The organism is Paenibacillus sp. LjRoot56, from assembly GCF_964253335.1.
In the GTDB taxonomy this organism is placed as follows: Bacteria; Bacillota; Bacilli; order Paenibacillales; family NBRC-103111; genus Paenibacillus_E; species Paenibacillus_E allorhizoplanae.
The window spans coordinates 140,656-159,176 of the sequence record NZ_CAXURV020000003.1 but is presented as its reverse complement, the minus strand read 5'-3'; the positions used below and the strand labels follow the sequence as shown (position 1 = coordinate 159,176).

14 protein-coding genes are annotated in these 18,521 nt (G+C 43.4%); all 14 read left to right on the top strand.

The features are described from left to right. Positions 1-17 precede the first annotated feature (17 nt). The 14 genes from ACSQ8O_RS19830 (at position 18) to ACSQ8O_RS19765 (ending at position 18,340) form a co-directional block, all read left to right on the top strand. Complete coding sequence (locus ACSQ8O_RS19830; protein ID WP_436243056.1) at positions 18-2,138, top strand: YIP1 family protein; 2,121 nt, start codon at positions 18-20, stop codon at positions 2,136-2,138. Further along, a complete protein-coding gene (locus ACSQ8O_RS19825) occupies positions 2,135-4,414 on the top strand; it encodes a DUF5696 domain-containing protein (RefSeq protein ID WP_436243055.1) in 2,280 nt (759 codons plus the stop codon). The genes ACSQ8O_RS19830 and ACSQ8O_RS19825 overlap by 4 nt, the downstream gene beginning before the upstream one ends. Then, positions 4,411-5,277 (top strand): carbohydrate ABC transporter permease, encoded by an 867-nt coding sequence (locus ACSQ8O_RS19820; RefSeq protein ID WP_436243054.1) that lies wholly within the window; start codon positions 4,411-4,413, stop codon positions 5,275-5,277. The genes ACSQ8O_RS19825 and ACSQ8O_RS19820 overlap by 4 nt, the downstream gene beginning before the upstream one ends. 35 nt (positions 5,278-5,312) lie before the next feature. Next, on the top strand, positions 5,313-6,269 hold the full coding sequence (locus ACSQ8O_RS19815) for a carbohydrate ABC transporter permease (RefSeq protein WP_436243053.1): 957 nt from the start codon (positions 5,313-5,315) through the stop codon (positions 6,267-6,269). 29 nt (positions 6,270-6,298) lie between these two features. Next, complete coding sequence (locus ACSQ8O_RS19810) at positions 6,299-6,997, top strand: hypothetical protein (protein ID WP_436243052.1); 699 nt, start codon at positions 6,299-6,301, stop codon at positions 6,995-6,997. Between the two features lie 41 nt (positions 6,998-7,038). Next, positions 7,039-7,776, top strand: coding sequence for a hypothetical protein (locus ACSQ8O_RS19805; protein ID WP_436243051.1), 738 nt, complete (start codon positions 7,039-7,041; stop codon positions 7,774-7,776). A 25-nt stretch (positions 7,777-7,801) separates the two neighbouring features. After that, positions 7,802-8,530 (top strand): hypothetical protein, encoded by a 729-nt coding sequence (locus ACSQ8O_RS19800; protein ID WP_436243050.1) that lies wholly within the window; start codon positions 7,802-7,804, stop codon positions 8,528-8,530. 209 nt (positions 8,531-8,739) lie between these two features. Further along, a complete protein-coding gene (locus ACSQ8O_RS19795) occupies positions 8,740-9,759 on the top strand; it encodes a hypothetical protein (RefSeq protein ID WP_436243049.1) in 1,020 nt (339 codons plus the stop codon). A 56-nt stretch (positions 9,760-9,815) separates the two neighbouring features. Next, a complete protein-coding gene (locus ACSQ8O_RS19790) occupies positions 9,816-11,159 on the top strand; it encodes an ABC transporter substrate-binding protein (protein ID WP_436243048.1) in 1,344 nt (447 codons plus the stop codon). Between the two features lie 192 nt (positions 11,160-11,351). Next, positions 11,352-12,716: an S-layer homology domain-containing protein gene (locus tag ACSQ8O_RS19785; protein WP_436243047.1), complete on the top strand. Its 1,365-nt coding sequence runs from the start codon at positions 11,352-11,354 to the stop codon at positions 12,714-12,716. 99 nt (positions 12,717-12,815) lie between these two features. Further along, positions 12,816-13,517: an ABC transporter ATP-binding protein gene (locus tag ACSQ8O_RS19780; RefSeq protein ID WP_436243046.1), complete on the top strand. Its 702-nt coding sequence runs from the start codon at positions 12,816-12,818 to the stop codon at positions 13,515-13,517. Further along, a complete protein-coding gene (locus ACSQ8O_RS19775) occupies positions 13,507-14,541 on the top strand; it encodes an efflux RND transporter periplasmic adaptor subunit (RefSeq protein ID WP_436243045.1) in 1,035 nt (344 codons plus the stop codon). The genes ACSQ8O_RS19780 and ACSQ8O_RS19775 overlap by 11 nt, the downstream gene beginning before the upstream one ends. 12 nt (positions 14,542-14,553) lie before the next feature. Continuing rightward, positions 14,554-17,454, top strand: coding sequence for an FtsX-like permease family protein (locus tag ACSQ8O_RS19770; RefSeq protein ID WP_436243044.1), 2,901 nt, complete (start codon positions 14,554-14,556; stop codon positions 17,452-17,454). Between the two features lies 1 nt (position 17,455). Beyond that, entirely contained in the window at positions 17,456-18,340 is an 885-nt protein-coding gene (locus tag ACSQ8O_RS19765; RefSeq protein ID WP_436243043.1) for an ABC transporter ATP-binding protein, read from the top strand. Positions 18,341-18,521 lie beyond the last annotated feature (181 nt).

Below are 18,521 nucleotides of genomic sequence, written 5' to 3'. Positions count from 1 at the left end.
GAAATGGAGGTTTGAGCATGAAAATAAGATGCCACAGGTGGAGGCTATTCCTTTCCTTGATCATCTTGTGCACGGCGCTGTTGCCAACAACTACACATGCCGAAGTGAAATATAAGACCTATACGAAGGACAGTTACAATAATCAAATATGGCTACAACCGGCCTACTTTCCGCTCGATGTAATCGGAGAAGATTTGTATACAACAGATCCTAAGCAGCCAACCGTTAAAATCCCTTCACCGCTTAGTAATCCGAAGGACATCTTTATCGATGCGAAGAACGAAGTCTACATTGTAGATACAGGCAATAACCGGATCGTTCATTTGACGGAAACAGGGAAACTGATTCGTTATTTAACGCTTAATGAAAGTCCTCTGAATAAGCCAGAAGGCATATTTGTCACCAAGGAAGGCGATATCTACATTGCAGACACGGGAAACAAAAGGGTCGTAAAGCTGGATAAAACTGGTAAGCTGCAAACGGAATTTAAACGCCCAGAATCCAAATACATCCCGGCGACATTCGTCTACGATCCAGCCAAAGTGATGGTAGACGAAAGGGGATTCCTGTATATCGCGGTACATGGCGGCTACGAGGGGATTGTCCTGCTTGATCCAAAGGGCAAATTTCAGGGCTTTTTCGGAGCAAACAAAACGGCACTCTCCCCGCTAGACGCTCTCAAGCGCATGTTGTACACCAAAAAAATGTACGCCAATGAAGTCGCAAAGAGACCAGAGACGATTAACAGTGTCGCAACGGATAAAAATGGCTATATCTATACGGTCACTGGCGGTATGGCCAAGAGCGACCAATTAAAGAAATTAAATATTAAAGGAAACAATTTACTTCGCAGCGGCAATAGAAATTTCGGCGAAGTCGTTCCCGGGGATGTGCCGATAGGGCCGGTAACTTCAGGTCCGCAGCTGATTGATGTAGCCGTTGACCAAAGCGGCAACATGATCGTAGTTGATCAGCAATTTAAATATATTAGCCATTATGATGCGTCAGGCCGTCTGTTGTACTTTTGGGGCGGTGCTTCAGCAGTCGGATCGTCTCAAGTCGGCCTCTTGAAAAGTCCTGTTGCGCTTGATGTGAACAGTAGGAATGAATTATACGTATTGGACGACCAGGAGAATATCGTTCAAGTGTTTCGCTTATCGGAATTTGGTCAAAAGGTAGATCAAGCGAACCAGCAGACGCTTGCCGGTCTATATGAAGATAGTGAAAATTCTTGGCAGGAAGTCCTTCGAATGAATGCGCAATTTACACCCGCCATCATGGGATTAGCCCAAGCGGCATTTACAAAGGAACAGTATCCTGATGCGTTAAGACTATTTAAGGAGGCAGGGAATCAGGAAGGGTACTCGGACGCCTTTTGGCAAATTAGAATGAGTTGGCTGCAACAAAACTTCTCTTGGATTGCCAGCTTATTTTTTTTCAGCGGACTATTATACGTACTGCTTAGTAAATGGACCTATGCGAGCAGGCTTCGTGATAAATGGCGCAATAGGCAACGGATACAAACTAGCTTTCTTATGAATTTTAAGCATGTATTTTACATGATGAAACATCCGATTGATGGTTTTATCGCGATAAGGTATGAAGGAAAAGGAAGCTATTTGAGTGCGATTATCATCTTAGCTTGCGTATATGCGTCTCTAGTGATCAAGCGACTTGTCACCAGTTTTTCATTTAACGCTACGACTCATGTTGATATTTACTCGATATTTACACAATTTTTCACAGTATGGATTGCGTGGGTCATTTCGAACTACCTTGTTAGCTCCATATATCGGGGAGAGGGAAGGTTTAGAGATATCTTTATCGCCAGCGCATATGCACTCATACCGTACATCATTATTGGCATCCCCCTTGCCTTTATTTCGAACGTCATGACGATGTCGGAGTCCACCATTTATCATTATGTCGAACAAGGGATGATTGTATGGATAGGTTTATTGATCTTTTGGAAAATCCAATGGATTCATAATTACAGTGTAGGAGAAACGCTATTAAACATCCTGTTTACGCTTTGCACCATGCTGGTCATTGGCGTTCTCCTCTTTCTTACAGCAGGACTAACCAATGATTTGGTATCGTTAATCTTTGAAATGTATCAGGAGGCGATCTTGAGATGATAGGGATAATCAAACGTGGTAAAAACGCAGCAGTCATAACCATCCTGCTCTTGGTCGCCATTTATTTGGCAGTGACGAATATCAAAGTAACCTTCAAAGTAACTGAAAATCGCGTTGTTGTGCCGGCAGAGACGGGAAGTAGTGTTTCTGCGGTGAAGAGCGCCGCCTCTCAATTGCCAAAGGAGAGCGACTTTAAACAAGTTGCCGAAACCGATCTTCTGCGTTTAAAAATGGATGGAAAAACCGGTCATTTTGTTGTGGAAGATAAACGGAACGCAAATGTTTACCGATCTTTTCCAAACCCAGATTCTTGGGATAAGGAGAAGATTTCCGAGACCTGGAAAAAGCATCTGGCTTCACCATTGATGGTCCAATACGTCGATTTCTCGAAAAATATCCTGCAAGCGAAGGAAACAAACTTGGCAGCGGATGGGGGACGAGTCAAAGAGGTTAAGATGATTCCCGGCGGGTTCTCATTGGTGTATGAACTGCCTGCAACCGGATTCACGATCCCGATCGAGGTGAGAATCGAAAACGATTATGTAGAGACGAAGATTATACGCGAAGGCGTTAAGGAAACGAGCATGGGTCTCGTCTGGGCTAGATTGTTTCCCTTCTTCGGTGCCGAATATACGGCTGCTGGGCAGGACAGTTATCTATTCATACCGGACGGCGCTGGAGCATTGGTGCGGTTTAAAGATAATCAACTGAATGTCAATAAAATATATGATGAGTCTGTATACGGTCAAGACAACACATTCGCAGGACTTAGTAATAACCGCAACAAAATAGTGATGCCAGTATTCGGTATGAAGACGGGTTCCAAAGGCTTTGTGGCGATCGTTCACGACGGAGATGAATATGCCAACATCGTTGCAGCCCCTGCCGGAGTTCTCAGCAACTATAACTGGGTGACGACTCAAATGAATTTCCGATCAAGCTTCCTGCAGTTTACTTCGAGAAATACGAATGTCCCCGATTCATGGGGTTATATCGATTACAACAGAGATGAAGTGTTCGGCAGTGATCGAATTGTGCGTTACTATCTGCTGGACAGCCAAAAGTCAGATTATGTTGGTATGGCTCAAACGTACCGGAATTATCTGATAAAAGAAAAGGGAGCGAAGCCCGTCACTGTCACTAATCCTAATATACCTATGCATGTAGACTTTATCGGGGGGGATCAAGAAGACGGCTTAGTCACCTCGCGATATCTCAATTTGACCACGACAGATGATGCCACACATATGGTAAATACATTGCATGAAAAAGGCATAGCCAATATGTCCCTAACATTTAAGGGTTGGCAAAAGGGGGGCTACAGCGCCTTTGGAAACACGTTTCCCGTTGATTCCCGTATCGGCGGCGATAAAGGAATGAAAGCATTTATCGACAATGCGCACAGTTACGGAATACCGGTTTATCTGGAGGCCGAATATGCATTGAACAATACGGGGGCATCAGGCTTCGATGAGAAATATCATGCCATCGTCAATTTGGCCGGGCGCAATCAATCGGTAAGTGCGCTATATAACAGAGAACAAACACCAGCGGTAAGTTATAAATTTGCAGAAGAAATGGTCAAGAAAGACTTGACACACTATAAAACCATGGGTGTGGACGGAATTGCAGTCAATATACTCGGACAAAGTCTGTTCAGTGATTATAATTCGGGGTTCGGTTCGACCAGAGATAATGCTCGGGATGTTCAGGAACGAATTTTAAAAACGATCAAAGATTCATTAGGCAGCGTAGAAGGGAAATCTGCTAATTTGTATGCCCTGCCCCAAATGAAGTATATTCAATCGCTGGTGTATGATCATTCTTATGATTTATTTACCGATGAGGCGGTTCCCTTTGTTCAGATTGCTACTCATGGACTAGTTGGCTATTCTTCGGAATATGTGAATAACCGACAAGAGGATGTGCACGACTTTTTACGTGATATCGAATATGGCGCAGAGCCATCTTTTGTATTCACACAGGCGGAATCGAAAAAATATGTGAATTCGTTCGGTATTCGGTACTACAATACCTATTTTCCTTACTGGGAAACTTTCGCCGTGGATCAGTATAAGCGATACAACGAAGCTCTTGGAAACGTACAAGATCAATTTATTGTTAATCACAAGACGATAGCCCCCAATGTGAAGGAAACAACCTATGAGAATGGTACTCGGATTATCGTGAACTATAATTTGGAGCCGTACCGCATCGGCGATCTAGATGTACCAGCACAAAACTTCGTTGTGATTCGAGGAGGGGAAAAACGATGAAACGAAAGCTCAGATTAAATTCATCCCTTGTCGAATATTTGGAAGGCGCGATCTTTATTGCTCCTTGGTTTATTGGCTTTCTCATTTTCATGGCGTTCCCAATCGGTTTTTCCTTGTATATGAGCTTTCAAAAAGTGACGATAACGGCAACGAAAACGACAACTGAGTATATTGCTTGGACGAATTACCGGTATATTCTTTTCGAGAACGGACAATTATTGTACAACGATTTATTGCCGTTTCTCCGGCAAGCTTTGTTTATGATTCCAATTATTGTCCTATTCGCCTTGTTGATTGCCATCATTCTGAATCAAAAATTTGCAGGTCGAACATTTTTTCGCGCGATATTCTTTCTTCCCGTCATCTTGGCAACAGGTCAAGTTGTAGCAGAATTCCTGACGCAAGGCGAGGGTGACTTGGGCTTTATGTCCAAGTACAACGTTTCCGGTCTCATTGCTGCTAATCTATCGTCAACTTGGTCCGGGCCTCTAATTAAGATTCTCGACTCATTTGTGTTAATTCTCTGGTATTCAGGGGTACAAATCCTGATCTTCCTCGGAGGCAGGCAGACAATATCAAACTCTGCTTATGAAGCAGCTCGAATAGACGGCGCCGGTCCGTGGGAGACGTTTTGGAAAATTACGCTTCCAGCGATGACACCATTTATTTTCCTTAATCTGATCTATACGGTCGTTGATTTGTTTACGTTTCCGACAAATCCGATTTTAGGAAAAGTAAGAGAAAGTGAATATGGGTCGTACAGCGCATTGATCTGGATTTATTTCTTGATCATCAGCTTCTTCCTTGCAATTATATTCATCATTTTCAACAGAGTAACAAAGTCGCAAAGAGAGACGGTTTAACATGCAACCCAAAAATCTTAGGCAGGGGTGAGGCTATGCTCGGATTAAAAATCAAGAAAGAACAGTCACAATCGTTTCTGCTTTGGTTAAATAAAGCTCGTTACATGATCATTGGCAGAGAAGCGGATAAAGGATTGCTGTTTAAATTTTTTATCTATTTGATCTTGCTGGATACGGCTTATATTTATCTAAAGCCTATCCTGCACATGATCACCACGATGGTCAAAGATGCGGATGACTTACTAGATCCTTCTGTTAACTGGTTTCCGCGGACACTTTATCTTGGAAATCTTCAGGAAGCCTGGGATTGGTTGAAATATCCCAAAGCTTTCAGCATCAGCTTGACACTCTCTCTATCTGTGGCCATCTTGCAAACGTTGTCCTGTGCGGTGACTGGATATGCCTTCGCAAGATTGAAAGTCCCTTTTAAGGGATTGATGTTTTTCCTATTACTGTTGACCTTTATTGTTCCGATGCAAGTAACGATCCTGCCGAACATCATATATGCGAGAGAATTGGGGCTACTCAATACGATTTATCCCATTATTGTTCCCGCGTTTTTCGGTCTTGGCTTAAAAGGAGCGCTATTTGTCATCATTTATCGTCAATTTTTCTCGACACAACCGAAGGAATTGGAGGAAGCAGCCCGAATTGACGGTGCGAATGTGTTTAAGATCTTTTATAAGGTCATGATGCCGCTCGCCAAGCCTGCCATTCTGGTTGTATTTCTATTTTCCTTTGTTTGGACCTGGAATGATTTCTATTTACCGAGCATGTATTTGTCAGATATTGAAACCGCGCCGCTGTCCATGGGTATTTCACGCATAGCCTCAGCACTCCGGCAGCAAGCCGAACAATACGGGCCTTCCGTTAATGATGAAGCGATTCGAATGGCTACCACATTCATGATGATTATTCCGCCGATGCTTCTGTATACTTTCACGCAGCGCTGGTTTGTAGAAGGCGTAGAAAGAACTGGATTAGTGGAATAGGGTCTAGTAAGAATTGGAGGAGAATGGAAATGAAACGGTTTCTTGCACTTTGCATCACTACGGGAGTTGTGGTTTCTTTGATGGCGTGTTCATCAACAGAGACGGTATCTGCGCCAACAAATGCGAAAAAATTGCTTTATGTTAAAAAAAATGAAGGCACCAACGATCCCGTTATCATGAGTCATTTGAAGAAGCTGGGCTATCAAGTTATGGATACAACAGATAGCGTCTTTAAAGTGGACGCAGCGAAAGGGTATGGCGTGGTATTTATCAGCGATACAGTGAACTCCTCGAAGTTAGATCCCCAGTTGAAAAATTCCGATGTACCTGTTGTCTATGCCAAAACGCAGTCGGTTAGCATCGCCGGTATGACGGGAATTCTGGATTATGGACAACTGAATGATGTGAAAACTATACAAATGAAAGACAGTAAACATCCACTTGCAGCCGGATTGAAGGATCAGGTAACGGTTTATAACAGCACTGGTATTATGGGGTACGCGATTCCAGGAAAAGAAGCGGTCATCATAGCGACGGCTCAAGGCGACGATAAGAAAGCAGTCATTTTCGGTTATGAAAAGGGAACGAAAAACATAAAAAATGAGCTCATTCCGGCTCGTCAGGTGTTTTTCTATTTACCGTCCGGGCAAGAAATGAATCAGACGGATGACGGTTGGAAGCTTTTCGACGCCTCGATCCAATGGGCTGCGCAAAATGGGAAAAAGTAATTTCAGCTTTTACTACTAATTGAGTAAAGGGGATTTGATTCATGAAACGTATACTGAACATGATGACCGTTTTACTGCTGTTTATGGTACTGATGGCTTGTACAGCTACACCGGTCCAATTGGATGGCGTGACCAATCAACCTACAGCTCAGAGTAAGACACAAAGTAATGGGAAAAAAGTTCTTTTTGTCGGAAGAGACAGCGGCGGAGATGCGATTGTGACTAAACGGCTAAAGGAAGTACATGGGTTTGAAGTCACAATAATTACAGACAAAGAAGTAAGTCCCGAGAAAGCAAAGGGGTATACGCTAATTTATGTAAGCGAATCCGTCAATTCCGGTAAAATTCGAGATAATTTCTTGAAAACTGGGGTACCCGTTATTTATGCAGAGCCGCAATCAACCTCGGATACAGGCATGACGGTTAACGAGGGATACGGGAAATTGGATGCAGGGAACGTGGCAAAAACGATTCAAATGAAAGACAGTAAGCATCAACTTGCAGCTGGGCTGCAGAATCTGGTGGATGTCTATAAAGCCGAGGGGAAAATGGGTTACGCTACCCCAGGTGCCGAAGCTATCGTTGTGGCTACGGTTCCGAACGAAGAGGAAAAAGCAACTATTTTCGCTTATGAGAAGGGCGTGAAAAACGCAAAGGGTGATCCTGTACTCGTACGCGAAGTGTTTTTCTATTTGTTCAATGGTGAAGAGATAAACCAAACCGACGATGGCTGGAAGCTCTTTGATGCTGCAATTAAATGGGCAACAGGTAATAAGTAGCTTTTACTGTTAGGAAGGAGATTTCATGAAGCGATTATTGAGCCTGCTCATTATTGCCTTTACCCTGATTCTCACTACTGCATGCACAGCAACAACTCAGGTAAATCCTGATGTAAGTCAGGGGGGAAATGCTCCGGAGTTGTCCGGAAAAGTCAAGAAGGCACTCTTTGTAGGCAGGGAGAGCGGTGGTGATGGCATTTCAATTAAGCATCTGAAAACACTTGGATTTGAGGTCTCAGTGATGACAGATAAAGAACTTACCGCCGCCGAAGCATTGAAATATTCTTTGGTATTTGTCAGCTCTACGGTAAACTCCGGCCGAGTTAGCAACAAATTGATTGCTTCACCGATTCCCGTCATTTATGCCGAATCTCAAAATATAGGTGATGTGGCTTTGTCGGGCAAAGAAACGGATACAGATAACGGTGATTTCACCGGGAAGACGATAACGATCAAAAACTCCGGTCATCCGATGGCTGCTGGGTTAAATGGCAATGTGGACATCTATAATCTGGACGGGAAGATCGGTTTTGTTGTGCCAAGTAAGGAGGCTGTCATTGTTGCTTCAGCTCCTGATGATGACCAAAGAGCCGTTATTTGTGCGTTTGAAAAAGGTATGAAAAACTTAAATAACGAGCCTGTACTGGCACGCCAAGTATACTTTTATTTGGTAAGCGGAGAAGAAATAAACCAAACCGACGAGGGATGGAAGCTCTTCGATGCAGCCGTAAAATGGGCGATCGGAAGCAAGTGATCCTCCATTTATTAAGATAAATTGATAGGCCACTCCGTTTTGGAGGGCCTTTTTTTGTTTTCAACAAACGGAAAGATGCAACAAACAACCTATAAAATAGAACTCCTCCCCTAATGTAAGCGCATTTAATTCGTAATAAAGTAAAGATATAAAGGAGTGCCAAATGTATCCGATGGGAATTAACAACAATTAAGGGGGAATTAGTTAAAATGAAGCGTTTTCTCGTACTGCTTATTATCTCTTTGATGACGATAACCGTAATCGCCTGCTCTTCATCGGAAACAAAACCGGAGACGAGTGTCTCGCCTAAAGTCACCGAATCCGCAGCACCTGTTGTATCGCCAGCACCTACGATGTCAGTAGCGCCAACGGAATCTTCCACGGCTTCACCGTCACCTGCCCCAAGTGCTTCTACAGTTGTTTCTGCAACGGTTGCACCAACGGAATCTTCAACAGCTACAGTAACTCCTGCATCTACAGATTCAACCAAGGCTTCTGCAACGACTGTACCTAAGGATTCTCCTAAGGCTGTCGTGTCGTCAGAACCGGCTGTTGCGAAGCCCGAGACGAAACCCGAACCAACGCCTCAACCTGACATTTCACCAAAAGGGAAAAAAGTGCTCTTTGTTGGACGGGAACAAGTTCCTGTTCCTGCGGAAGATGTTGTTATAGCTGATCGTTTAAAGGGCATGGGCTTCGTTGTTACAAGGCTTGGAGATAAAGATTTCACCGCCGATGAAACGAAAGGGTATGATTTGCTCTATTTCAGTCAAACCGTAAACTCAAAGTTCCTGAAAGATGGCGTCATGAAAGATGTGGCAATTCCCACCGTCTATGTGAAAAGTCACGGCATGTTTTATCTAGGCTTATCCTCGCTTGAGGAAGGAGCAACGGTTAAAAAAATTAAATCAATCGAAATCGTAGACAGCAAGCATAAGATAGCTGGCGGATTATCAGGCACCATTGATGTGTATAAAGAAGCCGATACCGGTTATGGAGTTAGTTATGGTGTTGTTGGCAAAGAAGCGAAAGTGATTGCAACGATCCCAGGAGATAAGTCGAAGGCTGCGCTATATTATTACGATAAAGGCTCGAAAGCTGATAACGGATACACGGTTAAAGCACGGTTATCCTTCTATTATTGGAGCAACGGCATGCAGGATAATTCCACGGATGAGGGCTGGAAGCTTTGGGATAATATCGTTCTATGGACTTTGCAAAACGGCTAATGCATATTAGCGCATTCAGATTGGGCAATTATTCTTCGAAGGAGTTGCTTAAAACCATGAAAAAATATGCAAAGAGTACCTTTGTAATCGTATCCTTGCTCACCCTTTTGACAGGCTGTGAAGGCAGTCTAGATGCAGGTGCTGTCGCTACTACGAACAAACCAGTGAATTCAAATCCAGAAAATGAATTGTTCATTTACACAGTCTGGCCTTCCTTTTATGCAAAAGAAGAAAATTTCGACAAACAGATCGGTCAATTTCTGAAAAAGAAGTTTCCAGATTTGACGATTAAGCATGTGCACTGGGATAATCCAGGCAGACAATATCAGGACTTGATTGCGGCGGGCACCATACCGGACATTATCCTCGATAATACCCGAATGAATGCACAAAGATACATTATTGATAATGATCTTCAGTATGACATCAGCGATTTGATCAAGAAGTACAACTTTGATACTAACCAATTGAATCCAGCCCATATGGCCCAGATGAGAAATATGACCCCCGATGGGAAGCTCTATGGTCTACCGTTCAACAATAATGATTTTGTGCTCTTTTATAACAAGGACATTTTCGACAAATTCGGCGTCGACTATCCGAAGGATGGTATGACTTATGATGAAGTTTATGAAATGGCTAAAAGGCTGACCCGCGTGGAGGGTGAAATCACGTATAAAGGATTTTCTCAAAACCCAGGTCATTACATGAACTACAATCAGCTTTCACTTTCGCCGCTTAGTCTAGCGGAAGACAAGGCGAGCTTGAACACACCGGAATGGAAAAAGGCAGTGGACAACTTAAGACGTTTCTATGATATTCCGGCCAATCAATTCGACACTGTTGAAACTTTCGCAACGAAAGGGAATATCGCTATGGCTGTGGCGACAGTGGACCATATCGTTTCGTTTCATGAGCAAAACAAAAACTTGAACTTCGACGTTGTTTCGGTCCCTTCTTTTAGCGATGTTCCAGATACGAGGTATCAACCGAACCTTTACGCTATGTATATCTCGAAACAATCCACCAAAAAGGATAAAGCTTTTCAAGTCATGGCTGCTATTCTCTCTGAAGAACATCAAGTCGATTTGGCAAAAGAAGGCGTCATTGTACCGTTGGAAACCAAAGCCGTCCAGGAAGTATTCGGACAAAACTTGCCGCAAATGAAAGGGAAGAACACGAAGGCTATTTTCCACGGCAAAACAGCTATGCCACCTGCAGCGCGGGCAACAGGCTTAACTTATATCGATGTCCCGATGCAGAATGTGTTCGAACCTTTGATTTTTAAAGAGTCCAAAGATTCGGTTACCGCACTGCGCATGATAGAAGAACAATCGACAAAAGCAATAGAAACGAGAAAGGCTGAAAAATCTACTGTTGATAAAGCTGCTAAGAAGTAATCAACCTCTTAAAGACCTATAAACATGAGTAAAAGCCCCTATAATAGATTCATAAATTCATATTAAGGTAGGGATAGTGCTTTAATGCCATTGTAAGGGAGGTGTAACTGTATTCGTCGATTGTTTCATCCTGGTACTTACTAACTGACATATGCTTGTTTCTTTGAGAATCTAAAATTAAAGGAGATCTCTATGAAAAAACTTATATCTTCGTTATTAATCGTCTTTCTGTTATCTTTCTCTTTGCTTCCATTGGCTTTTGCAGAAGGTACGGATTCGGCTTCCGCAAAATCCGCTGATGATTTTACAGATTTGAAGGATCTTCCACAGGATGTAAAAGACAAATTGAATTCACTGATTCAAAGCGGCGTATTTAATGGATTAACGGACGATACATTCGGTTTGGATGCCCAAATGAATCGTGCGCAGTTCGCCAAAGTCGCTGGCATCATTTTTAAGTTGACAATCGATGAAACGCTTACAAGCTCTAGTTTTACAGATGTTCGTTCTGATGATCCAGCAAATTCCTATGCACTTCCCTATATTGAGGCGCTGAAGAAGGCAGGACTAACAAACGGATATGACGCAGAGGGGAAAACGTACAAACCGTCTGGTGCAGTGTCCAGACAAGAACTCGCAGCGTTTCTGATCAGAGGGTTAGGCTTAGAGGAAGCTGCTAAAAACGTAACACCAGTCTCTGATAGTTCCGTAGACGTTTGGGCGAAAGGTTATGTCGCGCTTGCGCTCGAAAAGAATCTGATGACCAATCAAGAGGACGGAACGTTTGGCGGTTCGAAATCTGCTACTCGTAAAATGTTAGCGCTCGCAAGCTATGAAGCGAAGAATCTGATTGAGGCAAACGGAACAGCTGTTGAGCCGGGAACGCCAGCAACTCAGCCGGACACACCAGCTGCACCTACGGGTGACATTTCCGCTCAAGGTAAAAAAGTGCTATATGTAGGAAGGGATGCATCCAGTATCCCTGCAGAGGATGTTTCTGTTCAAGATCGTTTGAAGGCGCTTGGTTTTAGGGTTACCAATATTGTCGATAGAAAATTCACGGTTGAGAAAACGGAAGGATATGATTTGATCTATATCAGTCCAACTGTTAACTCCAAGTATCTGAAAGGCGGAGTCATGAAAGATGTCGCGATTCCGACCGTATACGGAAAAAACCACGGCATGTACTATCTCGGACTATCTTCTATTGAAGATAACGCTGAATATGCAAATGGAAAATCGATTAGCATTGTTGATAATAAGCATATTGTTGCCAGCGGACTCTCTGGTAACGTAGATGTATTTAAAGAAGCTGACCCAAAAAGGTCATATGGTTACGGTATTATGGGCAAAGAAGCAAAGGTAATTGCAACCGTTCCCGGCGACAAAACGAAAGGTACCATTTATTACTATGATAAAGGTACGAAAGCTGATAACGGATATGCCGTTAAAGCACGTATTTCCTACTTTTTCTACTCAGGGGACCCAACTGAGGTCACAGATGATGCTTGGAAGATGATGGACGCACTATTTTTATGGACATTGCAAAACGGTTAATCTCATATGTTTAAACTCCAGTTTGCGGACTGGAGTTTTTTTCTAAACCAAATATACGTTTTATGGCGTAAGCAGCACTTATGGGAGTGTGAATTTTCCGTGATCATTGAACAACAACGACAGAATACCGAAGTTCTTATTAGAGCAGAGGGCATAACCAGGGTATTCGGACGCGGCTCTACGGCCGTTCACGCTCTTAAAGGAGCTGATCTGGCGATTGCGCCACATCAATTAGTTGCTCTCAAAGGGCGTTCAGGTTCAGGCAAAACGACGTTAATGAATATGCTTGGTGCTCTTGACAGGCCAACGGAAGGCAAAGTGTATTTTCAAAATAACGAAATCAGTGAATTCTCAGAAAAGAAACGCAATGAGTTGAGACGAGTACACATGGGATTAATATTCCAATCCTTTGCGCTAATTCCCCTGATGACGGCTTACGAGAATGTGGAGTTCGGATTACGAATTGCCGGCATTCCGTCAGTACATTATAAAGACTATGCGGAAAGGGCGCTTGATTTCGTAGGGTTGAAAACGAGAATGAAACATCGACCCTATGAGTTGTCCGGTGGAGAGCAGCAGCGCGTAGCGATAGCCAGAGCGATTGCTCATAAGCCTTCATTGATTCTGGCAGACGAGCCGACAGCAGAACTGGACAGTAAGATGGGCCTTCAGGTGATGAAAGTATTCAAAGATTTGGTTCAACAGGAGGGGATGACCATCATAATGACGACTCATGATCCCTCAATCATGCGCGTTGCCGATCATGTATACACATTGGAGGATGGTCAAATTGTCAAATAAGATTAGCAAAATTTTGTTTCCGATGTTAGGCGTATGTTGCTTAGTAGGAACCTTGACAGGATGCTCTTTGCTCCCAATGGAAGAACCAGAATTGAAACCGCCGCTTGTACAACCTCTCACAGAATCATTAACACTTTTTGAAGCGAAGAAAGCTAATATAGCTAAGCAAATTACGGGAGTTGCGACGTTTGCATCCGATAAAATGGATTACTTATTTTATAAAGAATCCAGCGGTAGATTGACATCATTCAATGTGAAATTGGGAGACAAAGTCCATGCCGGCGATGTCGTAGCTTCAACGGAGACGGGCGACTTGGAAATGAAAATTCGTCTGCAGGAAATAGCGATCGAAAAAATCAAAATTTCAATGGCGCAAGTAATAGCTGATAAGGGCGGTGATGATCCTGATGTTCGTTTGAAGATGCTCGATTATGAAAGCGCCCAAATCCAGTTAAAGTCGCTGCGGAGCCAATTGGAGAGATCGACGCTTGTTGCAACAGTTGACGGCATCATAACTTACATTGAACCGATGAAACTGGGCGATCAAGTATCGGCTTACAAACAGCTAGTGACGATCTCAGACCCGAATAGTATGAAACTTGTGTATACAGCTTCCAGTCAGAATGATTTGGTCGGCGTAGAGATCAACATGGATGTCAACGTCAAAATAAAAGACAAGTCGTATGTAGGGAAAGTTGTTCAAACGCCAATGACCGCTCCGATTAGCGATAATAAAACGGTTCAAGATAAAAATTCAAAGTCTCTTTTTATTAATGTTCCGAAACTTCCAGCAGAAGTGTCGGTCGGTTCCCAAGCAGATATTACCATTGTGACGGAACAGAGAGAGAATGTGCTGGTTATTCCTAGATCGGGGCTTCGAAGCTACATGGGGCGGGACTACGTTCAGGTCATGGAAGGTGAAAGCAGGAAAGAAATAGATGTGGAGAAAGGGATTGTTGCAGCAAGAGAAGTGGAAATACGCAAAGGTATAACGGAAGGGCAGAAGATTATTCTAAATAATTAGGAGGTTAAGAGATTGGCATTATTTATCATGATCCTGCGCAAAATGATCAATAATAAATGGCTGGAGCTTAGCCTGCTATTCGGATTGGTGTTATCTGTGGCTCTTGCTAGTACAATGCCGATATATACGAATGCTATCTTGCAAAGATTATTGATTAAAGAGCTGCAGCAATTGCAAACTACCAGCAGTCAGTATCCCGGCATCTACTGGCTGTCAGCAACGATGGCGCCTGAAGATCAGAAAAAGAACGAAAAAATCTCTGAAACTGATATATTTCTGAACAAAGCAAGCAAGAACTTTGGTATCCCTGTTCAGCAACTTGTACGTGAAAGGTCAACGCAGCGATATGGTCTTACTCCGGCCGAGCCAGACAAAGTCGATGTTAACAGACAACGGTCGGCGGATCTCTCTGCGATTGATGGCATGGAGGAACACATTCGGTTGTTAGACGGACGACTACCAGAGAAAGAACCGGTGAATGGGGTTTATGAAGCGCTTGTTGTAAAGGAAGCTTTGACCGAGCTCGGCATGGTGATTAATACTGTTTTTACAATCCAAGATGAGAAGCTGAAACAACCCGTTTTCATAAAGCCTGTAGGTGTATTTGATCGTAAGGATTACGAGGATTTATTCTGGTATAACATCTCAAGTAGCTATAAGAACAGCTTTCTGATTGATTTTAATTTATTTGAAAAAGAGTTCACAGCAGGCAGCAAACTTAATCTTCAATCTAGCTATTGGTACTTGGCACTTGATTATAGCAAAATGTCGTTGGCATCCACGAACACTTTCATTAATGCCCATCGAACAATTACGACCCATATGGATCAACGTTACGAAACGCACAATATGAATGCGCCAGCCTTACAAACACTTGCTGCCTATTACGTAAAAGAAACCAATCTAAGGCTCATGCTCTGGTCATTGAATGTTCCTGTTATGCTCATGCTCGCCTTTTACTTGTATATGGTTGCAAACTTGATCACGGATCGTCAGAAAACAGAGATCGCTGTATTGCGCAGTCGCGGTGCCAGTCGATTGCAGATCATTCTCAGTTATGTTGTGGAGGGATTAGTCCTAGGTGCGATTGCGTTCTTGATTGGTCCGTATTTTGGCGCCCTTTTGACTAAATTATTAGGGGCTTCCAGCGGATTTCTGGAATTCGTACAAAGGGCCAAGCTTGAAGTTGAGGTGAATAGAGATGCTTTCTTATATGGGTTGATTGCTGTCGCAAGCTCACTTGTGATGACGTTGATTCCGGTATTCCTTGCCATGCGAGTTACGATTGTTGGGCAAAAACAGCAGTCGGCCAGGCAGGAGAAAAGATCCTTTTGGCATACGTATTTCATTGATGTCTTGTTGATTGGGGTAGCTCTTTATGGCTTGAATAATTATAAAACGCGAATAAAGGAGCTGCTGTCACTCGGCTTAAAATCCGGCGACTTGAAGGTTGATCCACTGCTTTTTCTCATTCCCGCATTGTTTATATTAGGGATGGGTCTGCTCATTCTGCGAATCTATCCTTGGTTTATGCGATTGGTATTTCAGGTTGGCAAACGATGGTGGCCTCCTTCGCTATACAGCACATTTATACAAGTTAGCCGTTCAACCATCCAATATCAATTTATTATGGTTTTTCTAATTATCACGATTGCCACAGGTTTATTCAGTGCCAGTGCAACACGCACAATCAACAAGAATACTGCGGATAAAATCCTTTATTCCGCGGGCGCCGATATTACGATGCAAATTCGTTGGGAGAATGACGCCCCTCCGGCTATTTTAACTGGGTTAATAGAAGAGTCGGAAGAGGAGGTGTCCAATTCTAAGGCGGGATCCGAAGCTCCAATAAAGACACAGTATACGGAGCCCTCATTCTTACCATTTACACAGCTAAATGGTGTGGAACACGCCGCAAAGGTTTTTAATAAAAAAGATGCGACTTTTTTGCATGGAAAGACAACAGAGAAGATTCAGCTTATGGGAATCGAAAGCAAACAATTTGGTGAAACCGCTTGGCTGCGAGATCGATTACTTGATCATCATTTCAATGACTATTTAAACTTGATCGCTCGCAACCCTTCTGCTGTTCTAATTTCGAAATCAATGGCTGAAGAATATAGCCTGAAAGCCGGCGACACCCTAACTTTAGGTTGGGATGGTGTGGAAGGAGCCCAATTTACTGTGTATGGTGTAATCGATTATTGGCCGTCGTGGAATCCAAATCCAGGGGTTAATGATACGTTAACAACTACGACAAAGACGGGCACCACCACGAAAGTTAATAAACCAAAGCTTGTAATCGGCCAACTGCCGTATATTCAGAACAATCTGGCACTAGAGCCCTATGAGGTTTGGCTGAAGCTGAAGCCAGGGGCAAGCAGCCAAACGGTTTATCAAGCCATCGTTGATCACGGCTATGAGATCGAATCTCTAAGAGATGCCAACCAGGAGCAGATCAAGTCGATCAAAGATCCTTTCCAAATGGCCATTAATGGTGTGATGACGCTTGGGTTTCTGATTTCGATTTTCATTTGTTTTTTTGGGTTCTTGTTATATTGGGTACTATCCTTATTCGCACGGACGCTGCAGTTTGGTATTTTAAGAGCGATGGGCATTTCCTTATATCAGTTAATAGGGATGCTTGCTGGCGAGCAAATCTTGGTTTCGGGTGCTGCGATCATTATCGGCATTCTGACCGGTAACGTAGCGAGTCATTTGTTCGTTCCTTTATTTGAGTTATCGTTCGATCCGAAAACGCAGGTTCCGCCATTCGAAGTTACCTTTGACCCTCGTGATCAAGTCCGGCTGTACTGGATTGTCACGGTGATGATCTCGATAGGGTTGGGCGTGCTCGGATCTTTCGTATCCCGAATTCGCATTCATCAAGCGGTTAAACTGGGGGAGGACTAATATGATTCATTGTGAAAATTTGGTTAAAATTTATAAAATGGCTGATTTGGAGGTAGTTGCTTTACAAGGTTTAGATTTGCACGTAGAGGCCGGTGAATTAATGGCGATTATCGGCAACAGCGGAAGCGGCAAATCAACCTTGTTGAATATGCTTGGGGGGCTTGATCGCCCCTCCGCAGGCAAATTAAGTGTGAATGGTAAAGATTTATTAAGCATGTCGGAGAAAGACATTGTGAGTTACAAACGAGAGACCGTTGGCTTCGTTTGGCAGAACAATGCGCGGAATTTAATTCCTTATTTGACCGCACAGGAAAATGTGGAATTGCCCATTTTACTACAGGGCAAGCGCAAGCAAGAACGGGCTAAGGAACTTCTGGAAGCAGTAGGCCTTAGCCATCGGCTAAAAAACAAATTGAATCAGCTTTCGGGTGGTGAGCAGCAGCGGGTTGCTATCGCGATAGCGCTGGCAAATCATCCGAAGCTTTTGCTTGCAGATGAGCCAACAGGCTCCGTCGATACGAATATGGCCAACCAAATTCTGGATTTGTTCCGGCATCTGACCCGGAGTCTAGGACTTACAATCGTTATTGTCACGCACGATCCGATGATTGCCAAAAAAGTGGATCGCGTAGTTGCCATTCGAGACGGGAAAACGTCGTCGGAAATCTTGAGGCGCAAATCGTTCGACCAAGAACTACTAGATGCTGAAAACGGGTTCGAAGACCAGGAAGAAGAGTCCCATGTCGAATATGCCGTGTTGGACCAAGCAGGTCGGCTGCAAATTCCTCCTGCTTACTTGGATTCTATCGGGGTGAAGAACACGAATAAAGTTCAGGTAACGTTGGAAGAGGGGAGAATCGTCCTTCTACCTCCAGCAGCAGGATGAAATAAACAACCTATAAAGATGCATAAAGGCCCCTATGGATAGTTCTCATTTTTGCCATATAGTTAGGTTATGCAACTAAATTTGAGATTGGAGAGTGGGTTGATGTGTCTAGAGATAATTCCGTGTTTTATCAAAAATGTAAGCGTTTTAGTTTTGTGAGAGGTTTTATTAATCGGGAGGT

Coding starts and splice junctions, on each gene's coding strand:
- ACSQ8O_RS19785 (WP_436243047.1), top strand. CDS start 11,352: ATGAAAAAACTTATATCTTCGTTATTAATCGTCTTTCTGTTATCTTTC.
- ACSQ8O_RS19820 (WP_436243054.1), top strand. CDS start 4,411: ATGAAACGAAAGCTCAGATTAAATTCATCCCTTGTCGAATATTTGGAA.
- ACSQ8O_RS19810 (WP_436243052.1), top strand. CDS start 6,299: ATGAAACGGTTTCTTGCACTTTGCATCACTACGGGAGTTGTGGTTTCT.
- ACSQ8O_RS19790 (WP_436243048.1), top strand. CDS start 9,816: ATGAAAAAATATGCAAAGAGTACCTTTGTAATCGTATCCTTGCTCACC.
- ACSQ8O_RS19805 (WP_436243051.1), top strand. CDS start 7,039: ATGAAACGTATACTGAACATGATGACCGTTTTACTGCTGTTTATGGTA.
- ACSQ8O_RS19815 (WP_436243053.1), top strand. CDS start 5,313: ATGCTCGGATTAAAAATCAAGAAAGAACAGTCACAATCGTTTCTGCTT.
- ACSQ8O_RS19800 (WP_436243050.1), top strand. CDS start 7,802: ATGAAGCGATTATTGAGCCTGCTCATTATTGCCTTTACCCTGATTCTC.
- ACSQ8O_RS19795 (WP_436243049.1), top strand. CDS start 8,740: ATGAAGCGTTTTCTCGTACTGCTTATTATCTCTTTGATGACGATAACC.
- ACSQ8O_RS19765 (WP_436243043.1), top strand. CDS start 17,456: ATGATTCATTGTGAAAATTTGGTTAAAATTTATAAAATGGCTGATTTG.
- ACSQ8O_RS19825 (WP_436243055.1), top strand. CDS start 2,135: ATGATAGGGATAATCAAACGTGGTAAAAACGCAGCAGTCATAACCATC.
- ACSQ8O_RS19830 (WP_436243056.1), top strand. CDS start 18: ATGAAAATAAGATGCCACAGGTGGAGGCTATTCCTTTCCTTGATCATC.